Origin of the sequence: Nonomuraea sp. NPDC049141 (assembly GCF_040648415.1) — a bacterium.
In the GTDB taxonomy this organism is placed as follows: domain Bacteria; phylum Actinomycetota; class Actinomycetes; order Streptosporangiales; family Streptosporangiaceae; genus Nonomuraea.
On the sequence record NZ_JBEZDR010000023.1, the window covers coordinates 76840 to 91929 of the forward strand.

A 15090-nucleotide genomic window follows, 5' to 3' on the forward strand; every position below is an offset into this window, starting at 1 on the left:
CATGCTCCAGCGGTTCAGCCTCGAGGGGAAGGTCGCCGTCGTCACCGGCGCGTCGTCGGGACTGGGCGTGGCCTTCGCCCGCGGGCTGGCCGAGGCCGGGGCCGACATCGTGATCGGCGCCCGGCGGCAGGACCGGCTGGATGAGACGCGGCGGCTGGTCGAGGAGACCGGCCGCCGGTGCCTGGCCGTCAAGACCGACGTGACGCGGGTCGAGGACTGCCAGGCGCTGGTCGCCGCGGCCGTGGAGACCATGGGCTCGGTCGACGTGCTGATCAACAACGCCGGGGTCGGCACCGCCGTGCCCGCGCTGCGGGAGACACCGGAGGAGTTCCGGCAGGTGGTCGACATCAACCTGCACGGCACCTACTGGATGGCGCAGGCGTGCGCGCGGGTGATGCGGCCCGGCTCGTCGATCGTCAACATCGGCAGCATCCTGGGCGAGACGACGGCGGGGCTGCCGCAGGCCGCTTACAGCGCGTCGAAGGCGGCGGTGATCGGGCTGACCCGGGACCTGGCGCAACAGTGGACGGGGCGGCGGGGGATCCGGGTCAACTGCCTGGAGCCGGGGTTCTTCGCCTCGGAGATGACGGAGCAGTACAACCCCGCATATCTGGAGCGGATGCTGGCGCAGCGGGTGGTCATGGGACGGGTGGGGGATCCGGCGGAGTTGGTGGCCGCGGCGGTCTTCCTGGCGAGTGACGCGTCCTCGTACATCACCGGCGTCGTCCTCCCCGTCGACGGCGGCATCCTCATCACCTGAGCGAATCGCCTGGCCGCGGGTCGGTTGGCCGTGCGTCGGTTGGCTGTGCACCACCTGACCTGGAGGTCCGTGGTGCCTGGTAGTTTGAGCGCTGGTTGATGGCGTGATTTTTCGGGACCTTGGAGGGGCGATGCAGGACATCGACAGGCTGGCGGCTGTGATCCGTGACGAGCGGCCGTGGGGTGGGTTCGAGCGGTTCACCCTCAACGAGGTGTCCACCGTCAAGATCATCGAGGTCTCGCCGGGGCAGAGGTTGAGCCTGCAGCGTCATGAGCACCGCTCCGAGCTGTGGGTGGCGCTCGACCCTGGGTGTGTGTTCGAGGTGGACGGGAAGCGGATCGAGCCCGCCGTGGGGGATCGGGTCCTGATCCAGCAGGGCCAGACGCACCGGCTCAGCTCGTCCGGGCCCGCGACGCGGATTCTCGAGATCGCCTTCGGCCACTTCGACGAGGACGACATCGAGCGCCTTGAAGACTCGTACGGGCGCTCGTAGGCGTCTCTATTTCCGATCGTGACCGATCCCGTCCCTACAGGCGGGATCTTTTTTGCGGCCGGCCCGGGCCGGCCCGGTGAGCCCCAGTCTCCTCCGGTGGAGCGCGCTGGGCGTTGCTTAACGTCCTTGAGGGATAAATCGTGCCTTAGGGGTAATTGCTCTACCTAGACTTTGCTAAAACTTAAGTCAAGGGGTAGAGCGTGCGGTTTCGTGTGGTTTTGGCCGGTTTGGCCACAGTGGGATTGCTCGCCGGATGTGGGCAACTGGAAGCGCAGACACCTCAAGCCGACAAGGGCAAGGCGCCATCGGCCGACGTGGGGGACGCCCGCAAGAAGCTGGCCAAACTCGCCGTCAAAGGCCGTGCGCCGAAGACCGGCTTCGAGCGGGAGAAGTTCGGGCCGGCCTGGTCGGACGTCGACCACAACGGCTGTGACACCCGCAACGACATCTTGAAGCGTGACCTGCACGACGAGAAGTTCAAGTCGGGCACCCACGACTGCATCGTCCTCAGCGGCGTGCTCGACGACCCGTACAGCGGCAAGACCATCACCTTCAAGCGCGGCCAGGACACCAGCACCGCCGTGCAGATCGACCACCTGATCCCGTTGTCCGACGCCTGGCAGAAGGGCGCGCAGCAGTGGACGGCGGACAAGCGCAAGGAGTTCGCCAACGACCCGATGAACCTGATGGCCGTGGACGGGCCGCTCAACGGCCAGAAGAGCGACTCCGACGCCGCGACCTGGCTGCCGCCGCGCAAGGCGTACCGCTGCACCTACATCGTCAAGCAGATCGACGTGAAGGCGAAGTACGGCCTGTGGCTGACCACCGGTGAGAAGGACGCCATGGACGGCATCCTGGACTCCTGCTGACCACCGGTGCCGACGATCCGGGCACGCCTCTCCGCGGATGGGGAGGCGCGCCCGGATCTTGTCGTCAGTCGTCGTCGTCCTTGCGGTCGTCGTCCTTGCGGTCGGTGCTCTGGCTCAGGACCTTCCCCGTGGCCGCGTCGACGTCGAGGTCATGGTCCTCAGCGCCCTTGACCAGTCCCACCTCCCACACGTCAGGCCGAGTCCCGCGACCGTCGTACGAGACCTCCTTGACCCACGCGCCGGGGACCTGCTTGTGCGCGATCTCGATGGCCCGCTCGGCCGTGACCTTCGGAGCGGTGGCCGTGGCGGCGGCGTAGGCGGCGCCACCACCCGCGACGAGCACGACGGCACCGGCACCTGCTGCGACGAACTTGGTGATTGTGTTCATGCCTCTACGCAATCGCGATCACCGGTAAGGCCGCGCTAAGCCCCGGTTAACGTCACCTCCACCACCGCCCCGCCCCCGGACGGGGATGACACGGACAGCCGTCCGCCCGCGTCCTCGGCCGTACGCCGCGCGATGTCCAGGCCGAGCCCGGTGGATCCGCCCCCGCTGTGGCCACGCTCCAGGAGCGCCCGGTCGAAGCCGGGGCCCTCGTCGGCGATGGTCAGCACAGCTCCGGGCGGGCGGGCGGCCAGCCGTATGGACAGGGCGGCTCCTTCGGGAGTGTGCGCGAACACGTTGCCGAGCAGCGCGTCCACGCAGGCGGCGAGCTCCTCCGCGCGGACCGCCACCGGGAGCGCTCCGGGCGGCAGTTCCACCTCGACGGCCCGTCCCTGGTCCTCCGCGAGCACCGACCAGAACCGCACCCGCTTCCGCACGACCGCCGTCGCGTCGCAGCCCTCCCGATCGGCGGCACGGCGGCGGGCATCGGTGATGACCGCGCTCACGGCCCGCTCCAGGGCGTCAACGCGGGCCCCGACGCGTTCCGCCTCCTCAGGGTCACGCAGCGACTCCGCGTCCAGCCTGAGACCGGTCAGGGGCGTGCGCAGCCGGTGTGACAGGTCTGCCACCGACTCGCGCTCGGCGGCCAGCAGGTCGTCGATCCGCCCGGCCAGGTGGTTCAGCGCGAGCGCCACCGACCGCACCTCCGGCGGCCCGCCCGGCTCGGCCCGCGCGGCCAGGTCGCCACCGGCCAGCCGGTGTGAGACCTTGGCCAGTCCGTCGACCGGTCTGGTGACCGCGAGCGCCAGCCGGTCGGCCAGGACGATGCCCAGCACAACCAGCGCCAGGCCGAGCACCAGCAGCGCCAGCCACGCCTCGCGGACCCCGCGCAGCAGTTCCGCGTTGTCGGCGAACGCCCTGATCACCACCGTGCCCTCCGGCGAACGCACCGAGACGAGCACCTCTCTGCCGCCCGGGGCCTCGGCGGTGACGCTGCGGCCGGTCATGGCCAGCCGTACCGCGTCGGAGCGGGGCGCGGCCGGGCCGAGCGTCCGCCCGTCGGGCAGGAACACCGTCACGGGGCGGGAGACCTGCGCCACCGCGAGCTCCAGGTCGGGCGCGCCGACCGCGACGGCGACCGACTCGGCGGCGGCGGTGGCGCGGTTCATGGCGCCGTTCTCCGCCACGGAGCGGATCAGCAACGCCATCGGCACCAGCAGCGCGATCAGCACGACCGAGGTGGTCGCGGCCACCAGCAGCGCCAGCCAGCGCCTCACGACGGTCCGACCAGCTTGACCCCGACACCTCTCACCGTGTGCAGGTAACGCGGCTCCGCAGCGGTCTCGCCGAGCTTCCTGCGCAGCCACGACAGGTGCACATCGACGGTCTTGTCGGCCCCGCCGTACGGGAGCTGCCACACCTCGGTCAGCAGCTCCCGCTTGGTGACCACCTCGCCGGGCCGGGCGGCGAGGTAACGCAGCACGTCGAACTCGCGCGGCGTCAGGTCCAGAGCCTCGCCGCCGAGCGTGGCCACCCGCGCACGCGGGTCGATGCGCAGCTCGCCGACCTCCAGCGGCTCGGGCGCGGAGTTGCCCGCGCGCCGCAGCACGGCCCTGATCCGGGCGTCGAGCTGCGCCGAGCTGTACGGCTTGACCACGTAGTCGTCGGCACCCGCGTCGAGCACCGGCACCATCTCGGCGTCCCCGTCATGCGCGGTGGCGACGATCACCGGCACCCGGCTCACCGCGCGCAGCATGCGCAGCAGGTCCACACCGTCGAGATCGGGCAGCCCCAGGTCGAGCACGATCAGGTCGGGCCGGTTCTCGACGGCCAGCCGTAACCCGTCGAGGGCCGTGGGGGAGGAGGAGACGGCGTGGCCGAGCTCCCGCAGACCGCGGCTCAGCGCCGTGCGGATCGCCACGTCGTCCTCGATGAGGAGGATGTCAGCCATATACGGCAACGGTAGACGCTGTAGGGAGATGCGCAGGGCCGCCTTATCGTGGCGTTAACCCGGCCTTATCCGGAGATGGGGGAAGCTGGCACGGTGAAGCGATTCGTGCTGGCCTGGGCTGTCACCGCGCTCGCCGCGACGGGCGCGGCCGTGGCGGTGCTCGGGTTGCTCGGCGGCGTGCTCACCGGCACGTCCGGGCGGGTGCTGAGCCAGGGCGAGATCCGCGCCGCTCTCGCCACCGCCACCGTCCAGGCGTCCAGGACCGCCGCCCCGACGGCTTCCGCCGCTCCGACGGCCTCCGTGAGTCCGCATGTCGGCAAGTTCATCCGTACGGCCGGCGGCACCGTGATCGCCTCCTGCGCGGGCGGCCAGGTGACGCTGCGGTCGTGGAGCCCCGCCCAGGGCTACTCGGTCGACGACGTCGATCCAGGTCCCCGGCCGGAGGCCAAGGTCGAGTTCGAGGCCGACGGGCGCGAGGACGTCGAGGTACGGATCGGCTGCTCAGGCGGCGAGCCGGTCACGCTTCCGCGCTGAGCGCCGCCTTCGTGAGCTCGGCCTGGCGCCTGATCTGTCCCATGACGATCTGGTTGACCCCCTTGGACTGGAACAGGGCGACCATCTTGTCCATCACCGCGTTGGCCCGTTCCAGGTCGCCCTGGCGGGCTTCGGCTCTGGCCAGGCGGCGCATCACCATGTTCAGGGTGATGTTGTCGACGCTGGCGTCCCGGGCCACCGCGGTGAGCTGCTCGATGCCCTGTTTGAGGTCCGGCAGCCGGACTTCAACCTGCTTGTCGGTGGTGATCGCCTTGAACTCGCGCTCGGCGTTGAGCCCCTTGACCATGCGGGCGTAGACGGCCAGCGGGTGGCCGCCGTACCTGCCGATCACCTCGTCCAGCGCCCGGTTGCCCGAGCTCAGCGTCGGCGAGTCGGAGCCGAGCAGCGAGAACAGCTTGCCCTGCTCGTCGCCCAGCATCAGCTCCGCCACCCGGTGATCGTCCGCGCCGACCGGGTAACGGACCCTGACCAGGCAGGCGGGGGAGACGATGCGTGAGCCGTCGGCGGCGATGTACTGCCCGCGCACCTGGTACTCGCCGGGCTGCTGGAAGTAGTGCCCGTCGCGGCCGTGCCCGATGTACGCGCTCCGGTACATGGCCGGGTTGCCCGAGTCGAGCCGGATATCGGGTGAGGTGTCGACGCAGTGCCGCATCATCGGCCGGTACAGCACGGTCCGGCCGGTCGGCTGGGTGATGGTGATCTGGGTGAACTCGGTGTCGGGATGGAGGTGGCCGTGCGTGGTGCGCGGCTCGCCGGTCGTGGACAGCTTCAGCTCCACCACGACGGGCTCGCCGAAGCCGAACGACTCCTTGGCCCGCAGTTCGAGCAGCAGCCCGGACCGGTCCACGATCGGCTGTTCGAAGGGCGCGATGTCGGCGGCGCCCGTGCCGAAGGCGTTCGCGCCCATGGCCACCTCCCGGTAGAAACCGTGACGGAGGTGGACGAGCTCGGAGTCGGTGAACTGGAAGGGGAAGGCGGCCCAGTAGCCCTGCTCGCCACCGGGTTGGTAGTTCTGGACGTAGTTCATCCAGGACAGGTCGCCGAAGCCGCCGTTCGGGCCGAGCGGCTGGGGTGGGTTGCCCAGGTTCTTCTGCCAGGAGTGCAGCAGGTTGAAGGCGTGGCCGAGTTCGTGCACGTACGTACGCAGTTGCGCGCGCTGCGCCTGCGGAGTGTCGCCCTTGATCGCGTCGTAGAAGACCGCGGACCCCTGCCGCTGGTGCGCGTCGTCGTAGTCGAACATGATGCCCCGGTAACCGCCCACGTGCTTGCTGGCCACCAGCAGCCACACCCGCCAGGCCGGAGCCTCCCCGAACGCGCTGAACTGCTGCGTCATCGCGTGATGCAGCTCGGCGTCGTCCCACGCCAGGTCCGCGCCCGACCCGTCGACCGGGATCACCCCGGGCGGGTTGACGGTCAGGCGGATCCCCGCCTCGTCGTAGGCGGCGGCCACGCTCAGCTCCCTCGCCGGTGAGCCCGCCGGGCCGGGCAGCGTCCCGGTGCCGTACTTCTCGAACGGCCGGGTGCCCGCCACCGAGTCCTGCTCCAGGAGCACGGTACGGAAGTGGCGGCCGGAGAACGTCAGCTCGTAGGTCTGCCCGGCGATCCTGGCGGTGCCCACCGTGCCGCTGATCGTGACCGTCACGTCCTTCGCCGGGGTGTCGAACGAGAACGCACCCCGCCCCGTGATCTTCGTCCCGGCGCCCTCGGCCGTTGCCGAGGCCGTGTTCACCACGAACGAGCCGGCGTATGACGTGGTCGCGCCCGCCACGGAGAACAGATCTCCGCTCACCCTCCCCGTGGGCCGCGCCCCGTCGACGTCCACCCGGAGTTCGAGGCGCGAGTCCCCGTCCCTACCCTGATACAGCCCACTGATCATGGGATGCCCCCTGGCGATCGATGCGGTTACACCGGGGACACTTCCTGCACAGAGCGACCGTGTCAACGCCCTCCGCGAACCTGTAGCGCCGCCAGCAACTCCTCCGACGCCCGGGTGATCGTCTCGACCGCCCGGTCGAACGCCTCGGCGTTGTGCGCGGCGGGCGCGCGGAAGCCGGAGATCTTGCGTACGTACTGCAGCGCCGCCGCCCGTACGTCGTCTTCCGTCACGTCCTCGGTGTACGGCGGGCGCAGGGTCTTGATGCTTCTACACATGCGGTCAACGGTAATGGCCGATGCGCCGGCTCAGGCAATATGTCGGAGCCCTGTGCCACGCTGCGTTCATGGCAGAGAGAACCGCTTATCCCGACGGTGCGCCCTGCTGGGCCCAGCTCCTCACCCGAGACGCCGCCGCAGCCCAGCGCTTCTACGGCGAGCTCCTCGGCTGGGACTGCCGCGACCAGGGCGGCTGGAGCATGTGCCACGTCGAGGGCAAGCCCGTGGCGGCGATCACCCCCGACCCCGAGGCGGCCGACCCGGCGGCCTGGACCGTCTATCTGTCCACCTCGGACCTCACCGCCTCGATGGCGAAGGTCGAGGCCGCGGGCGGCAAGATCCTCGAAGGCCCCTTCGAGAGTTACGCCCTGGCCACCGACCCGGCCGGCGCCAGGTTCGCGCTCTACCAGCCGGACTCGTTCATCGGCGCCGGTGTGCAGGCCGAGCCGGGCGCGATGAGCTGGGCCGAGGTCAACGCCCCCGACGGCGCGGCGGCCGACGCCTTCTACACCACGCTCTTCCCCTACGTGCCGCAGCGGGTCGAGGGCGGCATCGACTACACCGTCTACAAGGCGGGCGGCGAGGCCGTCTGCGGCCGGCTCCAGATGGACGAGCACTGGGTGGGCGTGCCCCCGCACTGGATGGTCTACTTCGACGTGGCCGACCTCGACGCGGCCGCCGCGAAGGTCACCGAGCTCGGCGGGGAGGTGCCCGTGCCGCCGTTCGACACGCCCCACGGGCGCATCGCGGTCGTCCACCACGCGGGCGGCGGCGGCTTCTTCAGCCTGCGCCAGCCATGGGGCTGAGCTCGGCGCCGAAGTCGAGCGCGAGCTTGCGCATGGCCGCGGCCAGCTCGTCCCGGTCGAGGGCGTCGATCCGCTCCGCCGGGCCCGACACCGACATGGCCGCCACCACCCGGTTCCCGTCGTGCACGGGCACGGCCAGGCAGTGCACGCCCAGCTCCTCCTCGCCCAGGTCCATCGCATAACCCCGGTCCCTGACCCGGCCGAGCTCGGTGAGCATGCCCTCGGTGTCGGTGATCGTGTTCGGGGTGCGGCGCGGCATGCCGGTCCGTACGAACACCGCGACCGCCTCATCGGCCGGCCGCCCCGCCAGCAGCACCTTGCCCACGGCCGTGCTGTGCGGCAGCACCCGCCTGCCGACCTCCGCGAACATCCGCAGCCTGCGCGGCGAGGGCACCTGCGCCACATAGACGATGAAGTCACCCTCCAGCACCGCCAGGTTCGCCGTCTCTCCCGACAGCGACACCAGCTTCGACAGGTAGGGCCGCGCCCACACGCCGACCATGCTCTCGGCGATGCCACCCAGTCGCACCAGGCCGCCGCCCAGCGCGTAGCGCCGGTCCGACTCCTGACGTACGTAGCCGCGGGCCAGCAGCGTCTGCAGCAGCCGGTGGATCGTCCCGAACGGCAGCCCGGTCTTGGCCGCGATCTCCGACAGCCCCGCCTCACCACCGTGCTCGGCCAGCGCCTCCAGCACGTCGAGCGCCCGCTCGACCGACTGCACGCTCACCCGCCCAACCCCCGTCCGGTCAAAGGGACACCCCGCGCAGCGACGCGTCCAGCACCTCGGCCGTGTGCGCCACCCTGATCTGCGCGCCGCCGCGCCGCATCGCGGCGGCTATCTGCATCGTGCAGCCCGGATTGGCCGACACCAGCAGCTCCGCGCCCGTCGAGGCCACCGACCTGGCCTTCCTGTCGCCCAGGTCGCGGGCCGCCTCGGGCTGGAAGATGTTGTACGTGCCCGCCGAACCGCAGCAGATGGCCGACTCCGGCACCTCGCGCAGGTCCAGCCCCGGGATCGCCTTCAGCAACTCGCGCGGCTGGGTCCGGATCCCCTGCGCGTGGGCCAGGTGGCAGGCGTCGTGGTAGGCCACCGTCACGGGCAGCGGATGCCGGTCCGCCACCGGTCCCAGCTCGGCAAGGTATTCCGACAGGTCCAGCACCCGGAACCCCGGCTCCCTGCCCAGCAGCCGGCCGTACTCCTTCATCGACGACCCGCACCCGGCCGCGTTGACCACGACCGTGTCCACGCCGGCCCTGGTGAACGTCCTGACCGTGCGCCGCGCGAGCCGCCTGGCCTGCTCCTCGCGACCCGAGTGCACGCTCAGCGCCCCGCAGCAGCCCTGTCCTGGCGGGATGACCACGTCGCAGCCCTCCAGCGCGAGCACCCGCGCGGTGGCCGCGTTGACCTGCGGGAAGAACTCGCCCTGCACGCACCCGGTGAGCATGCCGACCACGGCCCGGCGCGGCCCCCTGGCCCGGACCAGCCGCGGCAGCCGCTGCCTGCGCTCGACCCTGGGCGCCAACCCGGCCATCGCCCCGAGGCTGGGATGCACCCGCGCCAGGAACGGCGCCATCCGCTCGGCCAGCCACATCCCCGGGCGCAGCAGCCGCAGCCTGCGCGGGTAGGGGAACAGGCTGAACACGATCTCCCTGACCGCCCGCTCACGTGGGTCGCGCACGTGGACCCGCTCGACCTCGGCCCGCGTCTGCTCGATCAGCTGGTCGTACTGGACGCCCGACGGGCAGGCGGTGACGCAGGCCATGCAGCCGAGGCAGGCGTCGAAGTGGCCGGCCATCGCCGGGGTCACCGGGGTGCCCTCGACGTGCTGTTTCATCAGGTGGATCCGGCCGCGCGGCGAGTCCATCTCCTCGCCCCACAGCACGTACGTCGGGCAGGTGGGCAGGCAGAAACCGCAGTGCACGCAGTCGTTGATCAGCTTGGGGTCGATGCCGGATGTCATGTCAGATGCCTCCCACGAACCGGCCGGGAGACATCCTGCGCCCCGGGTCGAACCGTTCCTTGACCCGCCGCATCAGCGGCAGCGCGCTCACCGGTCCCCACCGGTCCACACTCTCCTCCGGCGCGGCCAGCACGGTCACCCGGCCGCCCAGCGGCGCCAGGCGCTCCCGCAGGCCGGACACGACACCCGCGAAGCCTGTGGCGTGTCCTCCGGGCTCCAGCCGGACCCGGCCCGCGACCGGCGAGCCGCGCAGCGCGAACCCGGTGCCGCGTACCGCCTCCAGGACCTCGCCCGCCCGCGCCGGCGGGAAGCGCAGCTCAAGCAGGACCTCGTCGTCCGTGATCAGCCCCCACCAGGCCGGCGCCTCGTCCGTGACGGTGCCCGCGCCCATCGCCTCGCGCAGCGCCTCCGCCCGCTGCCCGGCGGCCGTGCCCTCGACCAGTGCGGCCAGGGTGAACGGCGCGTCCCCACCGGGCCAGTCGAGCTCGACCGCGCTCGGCTCGGCCTGCGACGCGGCGAGCAGCGCGGCCACCTCCTGGACGCGCTCGTGCGACTCGAACGCGGCCACGACATAGCGCCGGTCGGCGGGCAGCGGGTGCAGCCGGAACGTGGCCTCGGCGATGACGCCCAGCGTGCCGTACGAGCCGGTGAACAGCTTGCCCAGGTCGTAGCCCGCGACGTTCTTGACCACCCGGCCGCCCGACTTGGCCACGGTCCCGTCCGGCAGGACGACGGTGATGCCGATGAGCAGGTCGCGGGCCGTACCGTAGCGGAAGGCACGCGGCCCGGCCGTCGCGGCGGCCAGCGTGCCGCCGACCGTCGCGCCGTCGGCGAACGGCACGTCCAGCGCCAGCTCCTGGCCCTGCGTGGCGAGCGCGTCAGCCAGCGCGTCCATCGTCACCCCGGCCTGGGCCTTCACCACGAGGTCGCCCGCGGCGTGCTCGATGACCTCGTTCAGGCAGCACAGGTCGAGCAGGACGTCACACCGTTCGGGCGGCGGGCCCCAGTGCAGCTTGGTGCCGCCGCCCGCGGGCACGACCGCCAGGTCCTGCTCGGCGCAGGCCCGCAGCACGGCCGCGATCTCCTCGACCGACTCGGGCAGCGCCACCACGCTCGGGCGCACCCCGCCCACGGCGTCGTCCGGCCCGGCCTCCCTGACCGTCACGCCGGTCTTCCGCAGCGCCTCCATCAGAACTGCTCCGCCTGCCCCGAGGCGACCAGCGGATGGACGCCCTTGCGCACGCCGGGCACCTCCCCGCACAGCCGCGGAGTGGGGAAGATCTTGCCCGGGTTCGACAGGCTCTTCGGGTCGAAGGCGCAGCGGACGAGCTGCATGGTGTCGAGATCGTCCGCCGAGAACATCTTCGGCATGTACTTCGCCTTGTCCGTGCCCACCCCGTGCTCACCGGTGATCGACCCGCCGTGCTCGATGCACAGGTCGAGGATCGCGCCGGAGACCGCCTCGGCCCGCTCGCCCGCCCCCGGCTCCGCGTCGTCGAACAGCACCAGCGGATGCAGGTTGCCGTCGCCCGCGTGGAAGACGTTGGCCACCCTGATCCCGTACTCCTGCGACAGCCGGTCGATGGCGGCCAGCACCTTGGGCAGGGAAGTGCGCGGCACCACGCCGTCCTGCACGATGTAGGCCGGGCTGATCCGGCCGACGGCCGCGAACGCCGACTTGCGGCCCCGCCAGATCGCCGCCCGCTCGGCCGGGTCGTCGGCCACCCGCAGCTCGAACGCCCCCGAGCAGATCTCCTGAAGCCGCTCGAACTGCCGGACGACCTCCTGCTCCGGCCCGTCGAGCTCGACGATCAGCACCGCGCCCGCACCCTCGGGATAGGAGCAGGACACCGCCGCCTCGGCCGCCTCGATGGACAGCGCGTCCATCATCTCGATCGCGGCCGGCACGATGCCCGCGCCGATGATCGCCGACACGGCCTGCCCGCCCTGCTCGATGCTCTCGAACGCGGCCAGCACGGTGATGACGGACTCGGGGGTACGGCTCAGCCGTACCGTGATCTTGGTCGCAATGCCCAGCGTGCCCTCGGAGCCGATGAACGCGCCGAGCAGGTCGTAGCCGGGGTCCATGCGGTCGAGCGTCACCAGGTCACCGTCGGGGGTGACGATCTCGCAGGCTTCGATGTGGTTGACCGTGAAGCCGTATTTCAGGCAGTGGGCGCCGCCGGAGTTCTCCGCCACGTTGCCGCCGATCGAGCAGATCTGCTGGCTGGACGGGTCGGGGGCGTAGTAATAGCCCTGGTCGCGGACGGCCTCGGTGATCGCCAGGTTCGTGACGCCCGGCTCGACGACGGCCCTGCGGTTGGGCAGGTCGATCTCCAGGACGCGGCGCATCTTGGAGGTGACGATCAGTACGCCGTCCTCGCGGGGGAGCGCGCCGCCCGACAACCCGGTGCCGGAGCCGCGGGCCACGAACGGCACCCCGAAGTCGTTGCAGGCGCGGACCACGCCGGAGATCTGCTCGGCGGTCTCCGGCAGCACGACCACGCCCGGCGTGGCCCGGTGGTAGGTCAGGCCGTCGCACTCGTAGGTGCGCAGGCGTACCGGGTCGGTGATAACCGAGTCGGCGGGCAGCAGCGCGTGCAGCGCGGCCGTCAGCTCGTCGAGCAGCTTGTCGACCATGGCGCCCCCCTTCTTATCATCATCCTTTACGGCATGCGGGCGTACGCCGGGAGTGTCAGGAATTCGGCAAAGTCGTCGTCCAGCGCGACCTCCTTGAACAGCGCCGTGGCCTGCTCGTACAGCCGCTCGTCGTAGCCGGGCTCGGCCGCGATCTTCGCCAGCTCCTCCGCGATGATCTGCTCGACCAGCTCCTTCGTCACCGTCGCGCCCGTGTCGGACAGCGTGATGTCGTTGTGGATCCACTGCCAGATCTGCGAGCGGGAGATCTCCGCCGTGGCCGCGTCCTCCATGAGGTTGTGGATCGCCACCGCCCCGAGCCCGCCCATCCAGGCGGCCAGGTAGCGCAGCGCCACGTCCACGTTGCCGCGCAGCCCGGTCTCGGTGATCACGCCCGGCGTCTCGGAGACCGCCAGCAGATCGGCGGCCGAGACCGAGACCTCCTCGCGCGTCCTGTCGAGCTGGTTGGGCCGCGAGCCCAGCACGCCGTCGAACACCTCGCGGCAGATCGGCACCAGGTCGGGGTGCGCCACCCAGGAGCCGTCGAAGCCGTCGCCCGACTCGCGCGTCTTGTCGGCGCGCACCTTCTCCAGGGCCATGGCGTTCACCTCGGCATCGCGCCGCGAGGGGATGAACGCCGCCATCCCCCCGATCGCGTGCGCGCCGCGCTTGTGGCAGGTGCGCACCAGCAGCTCGGTGTACGCGCGCATGAACGGCGCGGTCATCGTGACCGCGTTGCGCTCGGGCAGCAGGAACTCGCGGCCCCTGGTGCGGAACTTCTTGATCACGCTGAACAGGTAGTCCCAGCGGCCCGCGTTGAGCCCCGCCGAGTGCTCGCGCAGCTCGTAGAGGATCTCCTCCATCTCGAACGCCGCCGGGTACGTCTCGATCAGCACGGTCGCCCTGATCGTCCCCTGCGGGATGCCCAGCAGGTCCTGCGCGCGGACGAACACCTCGTTCCAGAGCCGCGCCTCCAGGTGCGACTCCATCTTCGGCAGGTAGAAGTACGGGCCGCGGCCCTTGTCCAGCTGCCGCTGGGCGCAGTGGAAGAAGTAGAGCCCGAAGTCGAACAGCGAGGCCGACACCGGCCGCCCGTCCACCAGGGCGTGTTTCTCGTCGAGGTGCCAGCCGCGCGGCCGGACCACGATCGTGGCCAGCTCGGCGTCGGGCTTGAGCGAGTAGGACTTTCCACCGGTCTCGAAGTCGATCGTCCGGTCGAGGGCGGCGCGCAGGTTGAGGTGGCCGCTGACGCAGTTCGCCCAGAGCGGGGAGTTGGCGTCCTCGAAGTCGGCGAGCCAGACCTTGGCACCGGAGTTGAGCGCGTTGATCGTCATCTTGCGGTCGACCGGGCCGGTGATCTCGACCCGGCGGTCCTCGAGGCCCGGAGCCGGGGGCGCGACGCTCCAGTCGCCCTCCCTGACCGCCTTGGTCTCCGGCAGGAAGTCGAGCCGGCCGCCCGCCGACAGCTCCGCCTGCCGTACCTGCCGGGCTTCCAGCAGCTCCTGGCGCGTCGCGTCGAACTCCCGCTGGAGGCTCTCCACGAAGGCGAGCGCCTCCGGCGTGAGGACCTCGTCGAACCGGTCGAGCATCGGGCCGGTGATCTCCATGAGCCCCTTCTTCCATGATGTGGAAAATCAGTTCTGGATTATGGAAGCGAAATTACTTCATGGGTGGTCCCGGGTCAAAGGTGGGGGTTCCCCTGGGAGGGGTTCGGGGGGAAACCCCGATGTGCGCCAAGGCCTGCGCGCGCGAGGATCTGCGGCATGAAGACAATCGTGATCGCGGGCGGCCTTCTCGCCTCGGCGCTGCTGCTGACGGGCTGCGGGCTCAAGAGTCTCGGTGGCCCGACCAATCAGGACACCGTCACGTACCAGGTCACGGACAAGGTGGCCAAGCTGCACGTCAGGAACGAGTCCGGCGACTCCGTGATCACGGAGTACGACGGGGCGGCCGTGCGGGTCACCGAGACCCTCCAGTGGCGCAACGAGAAGCCGAGGGCCCAGCACAAGGTCGACGGTGACACGCTCTCTGTGTATTACGACTGCAACAAGGACTGGGGCAGTTGCAGCGTCGACTACAAGATCGAGGTCCCCAAGGGTCTGCAGATCGACGCCGACGCGGGCTCGGGCAACATCACGATGCGGCAGCTGACCGGGCAGATCGAGGCGTCCGCCGGCTCGGGCGACGTGGACGCCACCGGCCTCGGGGGCAAGAAGATCTTCGCTGAGGCCGGCTCTGGCGACGTCGAGGTGAAGTTCGCCACCGTGCCCGACAGCGTCGAGATGGAGAGCGGCTCCGGCGAGGCCATCCTGCACGTTCCGGACGGTGCCTATGATGTGAAGACCGAGGTCGGATCGGGTGAGGCGACGGTTTCGGTCAAGAAGGACCCGTCCTCTCCGCACAAGGTGTCGCTGACCACGGGCTCGGGGGACGCGAGCGTGTTGCCCGGATAACCAGGTGATGGCGTCAGGGATGTCATGTCACCATCGGGGAAGACACTCCGGTGTTCAGACGTTGCCTAT

The 15090-nt window shown here is 70.7% G+C and carries 16 protein-coding genes; 6 read left to right on the forward strand and 10 right to left on the reverse strand.

Annotated elements, in window-relative coordinates:
• The first annotated feature begins 1 nt into the window (after position 1).
• From AB0B91_RS48570 to AB0B91_RS48580, 3 genes are all read left to right on the forward strand, one after another.
• A complete protein-coding gene (locus AB0B91_RS48570; RefSeq protein ID WP_358336290.1) occupies positions 2–760 on the forward strand; it encodes a glucose 1-dehydrogenase in 759 nt (252 codons plus the stop codon).
• A gap of 130 nt (positions 761–890) precedes the next feature.
• The gene (locus AB0B91_RS48575; RefSeq protein ID WP_214638474.1) at positions 891–1253 is read left to right on the forward strand and encodes a phosphomannose isomerase type II C-terminal cupin domain; all 363 of its coding nucleotides are present in this window, start codon (positions 891–893) and stop codon (positions 1251–1253) included.
• Positions 1254–1453: 200 nt separating this feature from the next.
• Positions 1454–2122, forward strand: coding sequence for an HNH endonuclease family protein (locus AB0B91_RS48580; protein WP_358336293.1), 669 nt, complete (start codon positions 1454–1456; stop codon positions 2120–2122).
• 64 nt (positions 2123–2186) lie between these two features.
• Here the strand turns inward: AB0B91_RS48580 and AB0B91_RS48585 are convergent, their stop codons facing one another.
• From AB0B91_RS48585 to AB0B91_RS48595, 3 genes are read right to left on the reverse strand one after another with little or no spacing between them, the layout of a single operon-like run.
• Positions 2187–2510: a PepSY domain-containing protein gene (locus AB0B91_RS48585; RefSeq protein WP_358336296.1), complete on the reverse strand. Its 324-nt coding sequence runs from the start codon at positions 2508–2510 to the stop codon at positions 2187–2189.
• A 35-nt stretch (positions 2511–2545) separates the two neighbouring features.
• Positions 2546–3784, reverse strand: a complete 1239-nt coding sequence (locus AB0B91_RS48590) for a HAMP domain-containing sensor histidine kinase (RefSeq protein ID WP_358336299.1) — start codon at positions 3782–3784, stop codon at positions 2546–2548.
• Positions 3781–4458, reverse strand: a complete 678-nt coding sequence (locus AB0B91_RS48595) for a response regulator transcription factor (protein WP_358336302.1) — start codon at positions 4456–4458, stop codon at positions 3781–3783. The genes AB0B91_RS48590 and AB0B91_RS48595 overlap by 4 nt, the downstream gene beginning before the upstream one ends.
• Before the next feature lie 93 nt (positions 4459–4551).
• Between AB0B91_RS48595 and AB0B91_RS48600 the strand changes: the two genes are divergently transcribed.
• On the forward strand, positions 4552–4992 hold the full coding sequence (locus tag AB0B91_RS48600; RefSeq protein WP_358336304.1) for a hypothetical protein: 441 nt from the start codon (positions 4552–4554) through the stop codon (positions 4990–4992).
• On the opposite strand, the gene AB0B91_RS48605 is transcribed toward AB0B91_RS48600, so the two are convergent.
• Together AB0B91_RS48605 and AB0B91_RS48610 are read right to left on the reverse strand one after the other, a co-directional pair.
• The gene (locus AB0B91_RS48605; RefSeq protein WP_358336306.1) at positions 4976–6889 is read right to left on the reverse strand and encodes a hypothetical protein; all 1914 of its coding nucleotides are present in this window, start codon (positions 6887–6889) and stop codon (positions 4976–4978) included. The genes AB0B91_RS48600 and AB0B91_RS48605 overlap by 17 nt on opposite strands.
• A gap of 62 nt (positions 6890–6951) precedes the next feature.
• The gene (locus AB0B91_RS48610; RefSeq protein WP_214638472.1) at positions 6952–7164 is read right to left on the reverse strand and encodes a DUF2277 domain-containing protein; all 213 of its coding nucleotides are present in this window, start codon (positions 7162–7164) and stop codon (positions 6952–6954) included.
• 68 nt (positions 7165–7232) lie between these two features.
• On the opposite strand from AB0B91_RS48610, the gene AB0B91_RS48615 reads away from it, so the two are divergent.
• Positions 7233–7970, forward strand: a complete 738-nt coding sequence (locus AB0B91_RS48615) for a VOC family protein (RefSeq protein WP_358336309.1) — start codon at positions 7233–7235, stop codon at positions 7968–7970.
• Here AB0B91_RS48615 and AB0B91_RS48620 read toward each other — a convergent pair.
• Genes AB0B91_RS48620 through aceB form a run of 5 tightly spaced genes read right to left on the reverse strand, consistent with a single transcriptional unit; the run spans position 7945 to position 14175 of the window.
• The gene (locus tag AB0B91_RS48620) at positions 7945–8697 is read right to left on the reverse strand and encodes an IclR family transcriptional regulator (protein WP_358336312.1); all 753 of its coding nucleotides are present in this window, start codon (positions 8695–8697) and stop codon (positions 7945–7947) included. The genes AB0B91_RS48615 and AB0B91_RS48620 overlap by 26 nt on opposite strands.
• Positions 8698–8716: 19 nt before the next feature.
• Positions 8717–9931: a heterodisulfide reductase-related iron-sulfur binding cluster gene (locus AB0B91_RS48625; protein WP_358336314.1), complete on the reverse strand. Its 1215-nt coding sequence runs from the start codon at positions 9929–9931 to the stop codon at positions 8717–8719.
• 1 nt (position 9932) lies between these two features.
• Positions 9933–11120: an FAD-binding oxidoreductase gene (locus AB0B91_RS48630; RefSeq protein ID WP_358336317.1), complete on the reverse strand. Its 1188-nt coding sequence runs from the start codon at positions 11118–11120 to the stop codon at positions 9933–9935.
• Positions 11120–12571 carry an FAD-linked oxidase C-terminal domain-containing protein gene (locus AB0B91_RS48635; protein WP_358336320.1) on the reverse strand — a complete coding sequence of 484 codons (1452 nt, stop codon included), beginning with the start codon at positions 12569–12571 and terminating at the stop codon, positions 11120–11122. The genes AB0B91_RS48630 and AB0B91_RS48635 overlap by 1 nt, the downstream gene beginning before the upstream one ends.
• Positions 12572–12597: 26 nt before the next feature.
• Positions 12598–14175, reverse strand: a complete 1578-nt coding sequence (aceB, locus tag AB0B91_RS48640) for a malate synthase A (RefSeq protein ID WP_358336323.1) — start codon at positions 14173–14175, stop codon at positions 12598–12600.
• A gap of 156 nt (positions 14176–14331) precedes the next feature.
• Here aceB and AB0B91_RS48645 point away from each other — a divergent pair, with 156 nt between their 5' ends.
• Complete coding sequence (locus AB0B91_RS48645; RefSeq protein ID WP_358336326.1) at positions 14332–15021, forward strand: DUF4097 family beta strand repeat-containing protein; 690 nt, start codon at positions 14332–14334, stop codon at positions 15019–15021.
• The last annotated feature ends 69 nt before the right edge of the window (positions 15022–15090 follow it).